This is a genomic window from Nitrospira sp. Nam74 (assembly GCF_965152615.1).
The window spans coordinates 3,152,187-3,164,465 of the sequence record NZ_OZ224220.1; the positions used below are offsets into that span (position 1 = coordinate 3,152,187).

Genomic DNA, 12,279 nt, shown 5'->3' on the forward strand with positions numbered 1-12,279 from the left:
TCCTCCTCTCAGGCGCCTTCCCGGTCGCCATACGAGCCATGGGTTATCTATCCTTGGGATGCCGTGCCGTCAGATCATGTTCATGATTTCACCCGCAATCTGGGACAGCGGTACCACCTTGTCCGCACAGCCGTTTTCAACTACGGCGCGCGGCATCCCGTAAACGGTACAGCTGGCCTCGTTCTGTGCCACCGTCCGTCCCTTTCCGGCTTTAATGGCTCGCATGCCTTCCAAGCCATCCTGCCCCATGCCGGTGAGAATGACTCCCACTGCGCGTTCAGCGTAGAGTTGCGCGACCGACTGCATCATCACATCCACGGAGGGCGCATGCAGAAAGTTTTCTGTGTTGGGTTTCAATTCGATCCCGATTCGTGTGGTCTTCTTGCGCGCGAGCCGCAATTGCAGACCGCCTGGCGCCAGCAAGGCGACTCCCGGTGTTACTTCATCGGATTCACCCGCTTCCCGCACATCGATCTCGCATTGAGCATTCATACGATCGGCGAAAGGCTTGGTAAAACATTTGGGCATGTGCTGCACGATGACGATGCCGGCCGGGAAATCCTTCGGGAACATCGGCAAGAGCTCGGACAGCGCCTGTGGCCCTCCCGTGGAACACCCAATGGCGACAATCTTGCTGCCCCGTGTCGCGCTCGTCGACTGAGAACTCAGGTTGACGGACGGACGGCTGAGAACTGATTGAGACCCTGCCTGGCGCCGGGGTCTCATCCTACCGCCCGTCCCTGCTGCCGCGATCACCTTTGCAACCAGTTCATGATGGACGCTCGCAATGTTCGTCACCACTCCATCCAACTGTTTCGGAATGAAATCTACGGCGCCCAGTTCCAGCGCCTGCAGCGTCTGTTCTGCACCCTTCGTCGTCAAGGAACTGACCATCAACACCGGCAGAGGATGGGATTCCATGATTTTGCGCAAGGCATCCAATCCATTCATCACCGGCATTTCGATGTCCAGGGTGACCACATCGGGCTTCCATGCGGAGATCTTCTGCAACGCCTCTTCGCCATTGCGCGCCGTCTCCACCTCGCCAATATGCGCGTCCCCCGCAAGCATCCCGCATAAGGCTTTTCGCATGAACGACGAGTCGTCCACGACAAGGACCCGAATCGGAGCAGTACCCATGGCCTGTCTCACCCTTCCAGTGTGCATCGGACGATTATGATCGTTTCAACGGTCAAGGCCGCTAACAGTGACGCGCGATAATCTCCCCTAATACTTTCGGGTCGAACTTGGTCACATAATCCGTAGCCCCCACGGCTTTTCCCTTTTCCTTGTTGCAATTCCCGGTCAAACTGGAATGCAAAATCACGGGGATATCCATAAAACGAGGGTCTTCCCGAATGTGCTTGGTCAACGCGAAGCCGTCCATGTCTGGCATTTCAATATCGCTCAGCACGATCTGGATCTCATCACGGACCGTTTGGCCTGCTGCGGCAGCTTTCTCCGCAATCTCCAGTAAACGTTCCCAGGCTTCCTGTCCGGTGGTCGTCTGAACATAGGAGATCCCGAGGCGTTCCAACGTCTTTCGGATTTGTGTGCGGGCTACGGCGGAATCGTCTGCATAGAGCACGCGTTTAGCCTTGGTCTGCGGCCTGACTTCGAGTCCCGCAAATACTTCTTCATCGGATTTCGGTGACATTTCCGCAAGAATCTTTTCGACATCAAGAATTAAGACCATGCGGCCGTCATCGAGCATGGCAACCGCCGTCACTGCTCCTTTGGTATTGTTCCGGACAAGCGGCGGAGGCGATTTGATTTGGGTCCATGAAAGCCGGAGGATACGGTCGACCCCGGCCACATGGAATGCCTGCAGGCTTCCGTTGTATTCGGTGACGATGAGTTTGCCATCGGATAATTGGCTGCCCTGCTCCTCTGCCAGCCCCACAATGATTTTCGTCAGGCCGATGACCGGAACGGTCGTGCCACGAATATTGGCCATTCCCTCAACTCGCGGATCCGCTTCCGGAAGACGGGTCAGCGCGGGAAACTTCATGACCTCTCGAACTTTGAAGACATTGATTCCGAAGACTTCCCGCGTCCCCACGTGGAACAACAGCAATTCCATTTGATTGGTACCGGCAAGACCGGTGCGGGCATCGACTTCTTTAATTAACGACGACATGGCCTTCTCCCTCTCCCGTGTCACTGAACGATGGGTTAGGACAGGGCCAATGCCTGCCGACCACCGCGGAGACTTTGTACCAATTCGGGAATATCCAAGATCAACACGACTTTGCCTTCACCGGTAATCGTGGCGCCGGCCACGCCCTTGATTTCGGACAGGTAATCGCCCATCGATTTAATGACGACTTCTTCCTGGGACCGGAGCCGATCGACAATCACGCCGACGTGCCGTTCACCCATTCCGACCACGACGACATAGAACTTTTCGCAGGTGGTATCTCGCGGAATTTCGAACTCCTCCGACAGCCTGAGCAATGGCAAGACCCGCTCCCGCAAGGTCAGCACTTCCCGTCCATTGATCGTCTTGACGTCGTCCTTGGTAATCTTGACCGCTTCAATGACCGATCCCAAGGGAATGGCAAAGGTGGCCTGTTCGACTTCCACCAATAGCGCTTGGATAATCGCGATCGTCAGCGGTAGCTTGATCGTGATCACACTGCCTTTCCCGACCTGTGAATCGATCTCGACACTCCCGTTGATCCGGCGGATGTTGGTCCGCACGACATCCATGCCGACGCCACGGCCTGACACATCGGTCACCTTCTCAGCCGTGCTGAATCCCGGCAAAAACACCATATTGAGCACATCCCGCGGATCCATGCTCGCAAGTTCCGCTTCACTGACAATGCCACGCGATAAGGCTTTGGCTTTAATACGGTCGACTTGTAACCCTTTCCCATCGTCCTGAATGCGAATGACGATGCTGTTGCCCTCTTGGGACGCCGCGATGCGCACCAAGCCTTCCAATGCCTTTCCGGATGCCTGGCGTTCGGCCGGTAGTTCGATCCCATGGTCGATGGCATTGCGGACGATATGTACGAGTGGATCGCCCACTTCATCGGCGACAGACTTGTCAAGTTCGGTTTCCTCCCCGTGCAGTTCCAGCCGTACTTGTTTGCCCAGCTTCTGAGAGAGATCGCGGACCATGCGGGGGAATTTGGCTAAGACTTTCCGGATGGGCAGCATGCGTGTTTTCATGACCGCCAGTTGCAGATCGGTGGTGACGAGATTCAATTGTGCAAGCGTTTCGGTGAGGCCCCGAACCAAGGGTTCATTCTCATAGGACTGCTCTAATCCGCCGCCCAGCTTCATCAGCCGATTGCGGCCCAGCACCAGTTCGCCCACGAGGTTCATCACACTATCCAGCCGACTGGTTTCCACGCGAATCGTTTGATCGTCTTCTCCGCCCTTACTCGGCTTGGCCTGTTTCTGTAAGGCCGTTTCCAAAGTTTTTTCGGTGATGACTCCGGATTGGACAAGGATTTCACCTAATGGTAGCTTTCGATCCTGCTGCTCGAGCGCTTCCAATACCTGTTCCTTTGAGGCCGATCCCTCCTGAATGAGAATTTCGCCAAGCTTCGTGGGTGCGGTTGCGTCATTCGTCGGCTCGGTCGAAACAGCGGGATCCGCAGCGGAGATGGATGGTGTCACGGAAGTCTCGACCTGTCCGGGCTGTTGGCCGGCAAGTATATTGTCCAGCTTTGCGGAGATGGCGACGACCTCCACATGCGTATCGGTGCCCGACTCTCGAATATCGGCCATCAGCAGTTTGACGACATCCACCGCCTCCAAGACCACGTTGATGACCGCGGGGGTGACCGCCATGTCGCCTTGCCTGAGCTTATTCAGAATGTTTTCTGCACGGTGGGCTACGTCGACGAGTCGTGTAAATCCGAGAAAACCTCCGGATCCCTTCATGCTATGCATGGCCCTGAAAATTTCATCCAGCATCGCGCGATTGGTGGGATCGGCCTCAAGGCTGATGAACCGTTGATCCAACAGTTCGATCATCTCTTCCGCTTCCACGAGAAACTCGCTGAGGATTTCCTTCAGTTCATCGTCCATACTGCCTCCACCATCGTCTGTCTGGCGCCTCGCGTGCCACGATCGATTTAATTGAACCCGAATTGCCCCAAGATATCGTCCACCAGATCCTGCTTCAGTGCCGTACTTCGTGAAGCTTCCAGCTCCTTGAGCATTTGATCGGCTTTTCCATTCGCGTCCGGTGCCCCGTTTTGCTTCGCTCCGAACACCACCACCATTTGCAGCAGTTTATGCTCGACATCATCCAAGATCGTGATGATCTTCTTAATCCGTTGTGCGACCAGATCTTGAAAGGACAGGGCCGTCATAATGTCCATAAGCCGCTTGTCATCGGAGAACAACAGATCTGTAATGGCGGCGATGCGTTGATCCTGTGTGCCACATGCCCTGCTTGCCAGAGACGCCGACAATTCACCGACTAAATTCACGATCCGTGCGCGGTTGTCTTGTAGTTCCTCGGTGAGCTCCATCACCCGATGGGTCCCCTCTTCCGTCAGCTTGGCGAGATCGGACAGGTGCGCAGAGGCTTGAGGAAGTTGTGCCGTCGTTTCCTCAACCGGCGCTTCCACGCACCGAAGCTGACGCATCGTATTCTCGATATATCGAGTCAGCTCGCCTAATTCGCCGTACAGCTTTCGATTTGGATCGTTCACGTTGCCTCCCCGCATCGAGAACCCTCAGCCATCAGCTTCCAGCAGTCAGCTCCGGGCTGACTGCTGACGGTTGAGCACTGACAGCTATTTAAAGATTTTTGCCATCTTTTCTTGCAGAGTTTCAGCCGTAAAGGGTTTGACGACGTAATTGCTGACGCCGGCTTGCACCGCCTCAATAATATTTTCCTTCTGCGCTTCCGCCGTCACCATCAGGACAGGAATCGCCTTCAACCCCTCATCGGCTCGGATCGCTCTAAGCAACTCGATACCGCTCATCACAGGCATGTTCCAATCCGAGACGACAAACCCGAACTTGTCGCTCCGCAATTTGATCAGGGCCTCCTGGCCATTTTCGGCCTCGTCCACGTTCGCAAACCCCAACTGTTTGAGGAGATTCTTGACGATCCGGCGCATCGTGGACATGTCATCTACGACCATGATTTTCATGCTGGGATCCGCGGGCATCTCCGTAACCTCCTTGATGAAACGATTCGTACGCGCTAGAGCTTCTGATACACGACCGTCCGATTCGCGTGCAGGGGCTTAAAGCCATCCGTGATTCCATGCAGCGATTCGGAAAATCCGATGACCAAATATCCCTGCGGGCGCAGGCATTCGGCCAGATTATTGACGATTTTCTGCTTCGCCTTGTCATCAAAATAGATGAGACAATTTCGGCAAAAAATCACGTCCATCCCCCTGATGATTTTTAACCGACTCCCGTCATAGAGATTCATATGCGCAAACTTGACGAGTTGCTTCACCTTGTCGGACAGCACGTATTGACCCGATTCACGTTGAAAATATTTATTCATCACTGCCGGGGGGACGTTGCGTACCGCATACGATCCGTACACGGCCGTACGCGCGGCGGCCAAGGCGGTCTCGCTGATGTCGGTGCCGAGGATATCGATCGCCCAATTCGCAAGAGCAGGATGTTCCAGCAGCATCATCGCTAAGGTATAGGGTTCATCGCCGCTGGAACAGGCGGCGCTCCAGACCCGGATGCGCGATGTGGACGCGTTCGCTTTGACCACGGCTGGCACAATCGTGTTCCCGAACTCTTGCAACTGAGGAAGGTCACGATAAAAAAACGTTTCATTCGTTGTCACGAGGTTGTAGACGGCATTCAGCTCTTGATCGCGCCAGGCATCGTACTTCAACAATTGAAAGTATTCTTCGTACGATCGACATTTTCTTTCTTTGAGCCTGGCCTGAAGCCGGCTTTCCAAGACGTATTTTTTGTTGTCCGGAAAAAAGATTCCTGTACGCTCGTAAATTAGGTTGCGCAGATCTGTAAAAGTCGACGGACTCAACTGCATCGATAGTGTCCTTCCACGGCGATCGGCGTCGTTGAACCGACTCTTGCAGAGGGCACAGCCAACCGAGGACGGCTATTGACCGTTCGATCGGTGTTGCATCCAAGCTTGAAGATCCTTGCGGAGAAAGCGCCAGTGCTTGCCGATCTTCGACGCTGGAATTTGTCCCAGCCTTGCAAGCTTGTACACCGTCGATTTCGGGACCCGCAAAAAATGAGCCACTTCTCCTACGGTGAGAATCTGGCCATCCAAGCCGGTTTCGGCATCTGCTGATTTGTTCGTTGCTGCCAAGAAAGCATGGTTCATATCGAATGCCGTATCGGCCCTATTTCGAAAAAACTTAAGCTCATGGTCTCCTGATCGCAGCCGGCGGGGCTTACGCGATCTTCCAGTCGATGGGGAGCATGGGCACGAAAGCTGCTTTACTGTTGAGGCTGCACAAGGAAACCGCCAATGCTGATCGGCTCATTGGAGGCCTCGCAATGGTGGATAGGGATTATGGCGACCATTATTTCCATCGCATCCGGCAAAGGTGGCGTCGGCAAAAGCATCGTGGCAGGCAATCTTGGCCTAGTGCTGGCGGGCATGGGGAAACGTGTCGTCCTCGTCGATCTGGATGTCGGCGGAGCCGATTTGCACATCATGTTCGGCCTCCTCCATCCTGCCGCCACGCTCAGCGATTTCCTCAGCCGACGCGTGAATTCCCTCGACGCCATTGCCTACCCTGTGTCCACACAGCGAGGGCTTCGTCTGATCGCAGGAACCGGCGACACACTCGCCACTGCCAACATGCCGTATGCCAAGAAGAAACGGTTAATTCGTCATCTGCGCCAGATGGAAGCCGACATCATGATTGTCGATGTCGGCGCCGGCACCGGGTATCATGCCTTGGATTTCTTCCTCTTGGCGGATCTGCATCTGGTAGTCGCCACGCCTGATCCCACGTCGGTCCTGGATCTCTATCGATTCATGAAGCTGGCAGCGATTCGACGCGTGCTCTCGAACTTTCTGAGCAATGATCCCATCAATACAGCACTGGCGGAACGTGATTTTGGGAGTGTGGAGGAGATCGTCCTGGCATCGGGACAGAGCGATCATGCCGCACAAGCCGTCGCTAGACAGGCCTTGGAGTCCTTTCGTCCTCTGTTGGTCCTCAATCGTACGACCGCCCGGTCGAAGGTCAATACACTGCAACTTCAAAAACTTTTGCGAGACTATGTGGGCGGTGACCTGGTCTTATTAGGCGAGATTCCCGACGACCGGGCTGTCGAGCGTTCCGTGCGGACGTATCTCCCTGTCGTCGAGTCGGCCCCGGACTCCCCCGCCGGGCAAGCGTTTCTGAGAATCGCGAGACAGTTGATGCCGGCTTGTGTGATTGAGACGGCCCAACAAGGGGTGAGTGGAGGAGAGCTAGCCCGCTTATTCCAATGAGTAGCTACTCCAGCGGCCGATCGTGTCGCCCCGCTCGGCTTTTCTTGTTCGGTCTCCTCGACCGAACGCAAGTCCGCCTGTGTCGATCTCACATGCGAGAAGCCTACCGGAAGGGAAGCGTCTTGGCGCGTCTCGGGTGGGCGGGTGAAATGACGGGCGTCGGTCTCGGCCGCTTCGCGACACATCCATGAATAATCCGAGCTAATCAGTCCTCATGCTGAGTCGCATGACGGGCACGTAACCGCTCCGCTTGGAGGTGAAGAATGTGGCGGATCAAGCATTCGTGGTCGTCTTGACCGATCTGTACATATCGGGTTCCCGTACGCCAACCCACTCTTTCAGCTTCTCCTTCGATTGGGGCGACACGCGTAATCACGACTCTCGTCTGAATCGGCGTAAAAGGAGGCAGAATGAGGCGTAGATCGAGCTGATCTCCCTCCTGAAATTGTCGAGAGGAGACGAAGCTGATCCCGCCCCCGCTGATATTCACTGCCGTGAGCCTGGGAAGGGCGATCCCTTCCTTGCTGATATGGATTAGCCGTTGAAGAATGGCTTCCAGCACCCAGTCGATTTTCTTGAGCCACGGAACCATGAGGGATCCTGCGGCATCAAGATGCGCGGCAGCCAACAAGTCCTCCGTCGGTTTGCTGATAAACGTCGTAATTAATTCTTCAGCGGCACGATCGGCGGGAATGGCGACCGGACAACTCATTTCGCCAACCAGCTGGTATTCCAAGAACAGGCAATCATCGATACGAAGCCACTCCCTTCGATCGTCGATCACGGCCGCCCTCTTAGGCTCCTGCATACCGCCTCCAATACTTATTCGTTTACAGTTCCGCTTACGCGCGTATGGGCAGATCGGCCGGGGCGGCCAGCCCGTGGATTTCCACGCGATTGCGACCGCCTGATTTCGCCAGGTACAACGCTTGATCGACCGCATGGATCATATCTTCTCTTGTCCTCACCGAGGGTGGGGAAAAGCCAGCTACACCCAAGCTGAGCGTCAGACGAATCGTGAATCGCTCGATGATGAATACATGCCGTTCGATTCGCTCCCGGATGCGATTGGCCAGAATCGACCCTGATGCCACATCAGTCCGTGGCAGAATAATAGCGAACTCCTCTCCTCCGTATCGCGCCACAATATCGACTTCACGCAATGATTCCGTCAGCAATGTCGCCACTTCTTTCAGCAGGGCATCTCCGACGGGATGCCCGAAACGATCGTTCACGGCTTTAAAATGATCGACATCGCCCAATAAGAGACAGAGAGGAGATTGATATCGTTCGGCTGCCTTGATTTCCTGTCCGAGAAGTTGGTCAAACGCTCGTCGGTTAAACAGATCCGTCAATCCATCTTTCATGGCCATCTGTTCCAACGAGCGATGCGCATGCGCATTTGTCAGCGAAAGCGCTAAGGATGTGGCCACCGTCATCACCAACTCGCGGTCGGCTGGTCCAAATAGGCTTCCTTGCCTACGTTCCAAACGAAAGCTGCCGACATCCTCATTCCTCGACAGAAGTGGGACTTCGATGGCGTCCACGGCTGCCCCTATGGCGTGAGACTTCCCGGCCCGGCTTGGGCCGTCGAGATGCGTAACAGGCGTCCGGGGGACAGGCTGACTATCGTTCTTCTGTTTGGCCGGGCGTGAGGTCATTTCATCGGCGCGATACACCCAGGTGCGCTTCGGTTCCCGCCATGTCACCGTGAGGACATCATAGGGCATGATGGCCGGCACATGTTGAGCCATGATGCGGACAATCTCGTCTGCCTCATGGCTTGCCGACATGGCCTGTCCAAGTTGATTCAAGAGGACAAGACTCCGGTTCAAGCGCTTCAACCGGTCTCTCTCACGGCCCAATGCTTCATTGACGGTGCTCAATTGCCCGGAGAGGCCTTGGACCTTGCGAAACGACTGACGAATATCCAATCCTTGCCGAAGTGATTCCTCCAGGCGCCCAGGCGGAACCGGCTCCGCGAGATAATCGAAGGCGCCATTTCGCAGACACTCGGAAACGCATTCGGCCCCCAGTTCCGGTCCTATCAAAATGACGCAGAGATCGCTTTCACGATTCCGAAGTTGATCGAGGAGTTGTATCGCATCATTCTTCGGCTCCTCAATCGCCCAGACAAGGGCTTCGACAGGCGGCTGTTCATCGAGACATTCAAGAACCTCCATCGGTGTACTTACCCGTCTAGCCTTGTAGCCAATCTTACTCAATCGCTGGTGCAACACCTCTTGCATCGACACTCCGTAAGCCTTGATTAAGACTGTTGGGCAAACTACGCGTCTATGCGCCACGTGCTAGTCCTCTCCCCACTTGGCCCGATCCATTTGACCCGTCAGCATACAAAGCAACAACGATGCCACTTCAGTTAATACGTAAGTTACCGTATGTACAGTTGTCCACGGTCGTGTCGCAATGAATGGGTAATTTTTGCCGGGTGCCGGTTGGCCTCTGCCGATGAATCGTTAGGCGCCGGCTGAACCCGATGAATCGGCCTCGGGATCAGCGCCAGGATGCAGTTCCCATTGCCGACGCTCATCTCGTGCCTCGTCCGAGATGGACACGCGATCGTCTAATTCGTCGTGGGGCGGCTCGGTCGAAGCCTTACTCAATTCACTCAGATGCAATGATCGTTGATACGTCCTGACAAGATTATGAAGGTGGGTAAATTCAATGGGCATGGCCTAATCCGTGTAGGGTCGCCCACTACATCCGACGGCTGATGCGTCGAAAGCGGTCCTGCGAGGTAGTCGATTGAGGCTCTACATCAAATCGTCCAAGCAATCGTCGCTTTAAGGACACGGCCGTCAATAGATGTTGGATTGACATCGTGGCCATGCGCAGTCTCCCGAGTATGAAACCATCCAGAAGATGCAACCGCCGGGCGAACGACCGACAGACGTCATTCGCTAGAAGGAGCTCACCCCGTCGCTGATAACACAGAGTGACCGTATTCCATCGACCTTCTTCCGCTGCCTGCACAGCTTCTAATGTCAGTTTCTCAGCCGTGTCTTCCCATGAAGAATGCATCGGCTTCAACCCGCCAGTGCCGCACTAGCCATCGCGCCCTGCTGTGCAATGGTGTGCCAGCCCTCTCGAAGCGTGCTCAGACAGCGGATAGGGCCGTCGAGATGACGGACATTGTGCCGAAGATTGGCCTGGGTAAACTCGTCCAACATATAATCGTACAGTCGACGAAGTGACAGCGAGATCTCTTTCCCCTTCTCCATATCAAGCACATTTGATAACTCACTGACAATCGCCACTGCACGCCCTAAGAAACGTGCCTTATCGGCATAATTGTTGTTTAGGATGCCTTCGCGTGCCAACTCTAATGACTGTAAGGCCCCGTCGTAAAGGAGCACAATGACTTGAATCTCTGATGCCGTCAGAACCTCCGTCCGGCGATATTGGTGAATCCCGTCATGCATATCCCCATCCTTGGTTACAGTCGCGATTTGAGAAAGTCCATCTGACTCTGCATTTGTCGAAGCAATCCGTCCAATTGCGCATATTGCAGCCGGAGTTGTTCTTCATAGAGGTCCAGGCTGTTTTGCTTCTGGGTGATACGATCCGATAAGCTGTCGATGTCCTTTGTCAGCCCATTCTGCCGTAATGTCAACGTGCCGGAATCCACGGCATCGAGCCCGTCAATCACATCGGAAAGTCGCTGTGCCACCCCGGTCGAGGATGCTTGGCCAATGAACAGATTTTTCACCCCGGAATAATTGGTGCTGAGCGCAGTATCAAGCGTACTTTCGTTGATGGTAATGGTGCCGTCTCGTTCTGTTTTAAATCCCAGTTCTCCAACCGCCGTCAGTCCCGTCAGCCCACCGACATCGTCCGACAAGGCCTGCCGAAGTCGGCTCAAAACCGTTCTGGTAGCTCCCTCGGCGTAAAATACCCCGCCCTGCTTCTTCTCTGTGTCATAGGTATTTCGGTCATTGATGAACTTCACAATGTCGTTGTAGGCACTAACAATAGCTTTCACATCCGTTTTGACGGCTGTGGCATCCCGGCTCACGGCCACATTCACCGTGGCAGCGGGGGCGGTTATCGATTTGAGAGTCAAGGTCACTCCGGCAATCGCATCGGTGACTGTGTTCGTGCTGCGATCAATGCTGACGGGATTCCCGGTGGGATCCCCAAGGACAATCGTAGCGTTCTGCGCCGCCTGAAGCGTGTCGATCCCCCCGGTCCCTGATGCGTTGAGAAGATCAAGACTCGTGTCATCGGCGGTAATGGTCACGGCGTTGGCAGAACCCGTTGCCGTAGCGGTGAGGACCAGTCGATACGACGGGGTTGCTTCTGTTCCCGTATTGAGCAGGGACGCCGTCACGCCGGCGCTCAAATCGTTAATCGCTGTTTTCAAATCATCCAGACTAGCCCCCGTGCCTAACGTAATCGTTTGTGCGGCTCCTCCGGCCACTGTGAAGCTGAAGGTAGCGGATGCGCCAGCCACTATACTGGTCGACGTGGTTGCGACAGCCTTGGTTGCCTTATTCGTAATCTGATGCGCGGCGGCTAACTGTGTGACGCTGAGCGTGTAATTCCCCGGCGTGGCGCCGCTTGAAGCGCTGACACTCAGCACATCGGCATCACCGGACGATGCGGTGAAGCGATCAAACCCGCTGGATAATTTCAAGGCCGCCGCACTGCTTTGCAACTTCAGGAGGTTCGATCCCAAGGTTCCATAATCTGTCAGCTTGCTCCGGAGCGCCAATTGGTCCGATGTCAGTTGATCGATAGGGGCGCGCTGAAGCGATACGAGTTGCGTGACGACCTGCTGGAAATCAAATCCATTCCCGAGTCCGCCGAAGCTGATTCCTGTGGCCATA

The 12,279-nt window shown here is 55.1% G+C and carries 13 protein-coding genes; 1 reads left to right on the top strand and 12 read right to left on the bottom strand.

Annotated features, from left to right (window positions below):
* Nucleotides 1-69: 69 nt before the first annotated feature.
* The 7 genes from ACWHYZ_RS14690 to ACWHYZ_RS14720 form a co-directional block, all read right to left on the bottom strand.
* Nucleotides 70-1,140, bottom strand: a complete 1,071-nt coding sequence (locus ACWHYZ_RS14690; protein WP_447983427.1) for a protein-glutamate methylesterase/protein-glutamine glutaminase — start codon at nucleotides 1,138-1,140, stop codon at nucleotides 70-72.
* A gap of 61 nt (nucleotides 1,141-1,201) precedes the next feature.
* Nucleotides 1,202-2,140: a chemotaxis protein gene (locus ACWHYZ_RS14695; RefSeq protein ID WP_447983428.1), complete on the bottom strand. Its 939-nt coding sequence runs from the start codon at nucleotides 2,138-2,140 to the stop codon at nucleotides 1,202-1,204.
* A 35-nt stretch (nucleotides 2,141-2,175) separates the two neighbouring features.
* A complete protein-coding gene (locus tag ACWHYZ_RS14700) occupies nucleotides 2,176-4,047 on the bottom strand; it encodes a chemotaxis protein CheA (protein WP_447983429.1) in 1,872 nt (623 codons plus the stop codon).
* A 47-nt stretch (nucleotides 4,048-4,094) separates the two neighbouring features.
* A complete protein-coding gene (locus tag ACWHYZ_RS14705; protein WP_447983430.1) occupies nucleotides 4,095-4,679 on the bottom strand; it encodes a protein phosphatase CheZ in 585 nt (194 codons plus the stop codon).
* Between the two features lie 84 nt (nucleotides 4,680-4,763).
* Entirely contained in the window at nucleotides 4,764-5,126 is a 363-nt protein-coding gene (gene cheY, locus ACWHYZ_RS14710; RefSeq protein ID WP_447987590.1) for a chemotaxis response regulator CheY, read from the bottom strand.
* A gap of 53 nt (nucleotides 5,127-5,179) precedes the next feature.
* Nucleotides 5,180-6,001 carry a CheR family methyltransferase gene (locus ACWHYZ_RS14715; protein ID WP_447983431.1) on the bottom strand — a complete coding sequence of 274 codons (822 nt, stop codon included), beginning with the start codon at nucleotides 5,999-6,001 and terminating at the stop codon, nucleotides 5,180-5,182.
* Between the two features lie 72 nt (nucleotides 6,002-6,073).
* Nucleotides 6,074-6,304, bottom strand: a complete 231-nt coding sequence (locus tag ACWHYZ_RS14720) for a helix-turn-helix domain-containing protein (RefSeq protein ID WP_447983432.1) — start codon at nucleotides 6,302-6,304, stop codon at nucleotides 6,074-6,076.
* A 147-nt stretch (nucleotides 6,305-6,451) separates the two neighbouring features.
* Here ACWHYZ_RS14720 and ACWHYZ_RS14725 point away from each other — a divergent pair, with 147 nt between their 5' ends.
* Nucleotides 6,452-7,429 (top strand): P-loop NTPase, encoded by a 978-nt coding sequence (locus ACWHYZ_RS14725; RefSeq protein ID WP_447983433.1) that lies wholly within the window; start codon nucleotides 6,452-6,454, stop codon nucleotides 7,427-7,429.
* A 205-nt stretch (nucleotides 7,430-7,634) separates the two neighbouring features.
* Here ACWHYZ_RS14725 and ACWHYZ_RS14730 read toward each other — a convergent pair whose 3' ends face one another.
* From ACWHYZ_RS14730 to fliD, 5 genes are all read right to left on the bottom strand, one after another.
* Nucleotides 7,635-8,237: a PilZ domain-containing protein gene (locus ACWHYZ_RS14730; protein WP_447983434.1), complete on the bottom strand. Its 603-nt coding sequence runs from the start codon at nucleotides 8,235-8,237 to the stop codon at nucleotides 7,635-7,637.
* A gap of 34 nt (nucleotides 8,238-8,271) precedes the next feature.
* Complete coding sequence (locus tag ACWHYZ_RS14735) at nucleotides 8,272-9,678, bottom strand: diguanylate cyclase (protein ID WP_447983435.1); 1,407 nt, start codon at nucleotides 9,676-9,678, stop codon at nucleotides 8,272-8,274.
* A gap of 228 nt (nucleotides 9,679-9,906) precedes the next feature.
* Nucleotides 9,907-10,122 (bottom strand): hypothetical protein, encoded by a 216-nt coding sequence (locus tag ACWHYZ_RS14740; protein ID WP_447983436.1) that lies wholly within the window; start codon nucleotides 10,120-10,122, stop codon nucleotides 9,907-9,909.
* 354 nt (nucleotides 10,123-10,476) lie between these two features.
* On the bottom strand, nucleotides 10,477-10,872 hold the full coding sequence (gene fliS / locus ACWHYZ_RS14745; RefSeq protein WP_447983437.1) for a flagellar export chaperone FliS: 396 nt from the start codon (nucleotides 10,870-10,872) through the stop codon (nucleotides 10,477-10,479).
* 14 nt (nucleotides 10,873-10,886) lie between these two features.
* Nucleotides 10,887-12,278, bottom strand: a complete 1,392-nt coding sequence (fliD, locus tag ACWHYZ_RS14750; protein ID WP_447983438.1) for a flagellar filament capping protein FliD — start codon at nucleotides 12,276-12,278, stop codon at nucleotides 10,887-10,889.
* Nucleotide 12,279: the final 1 nt, after the last annotated feature.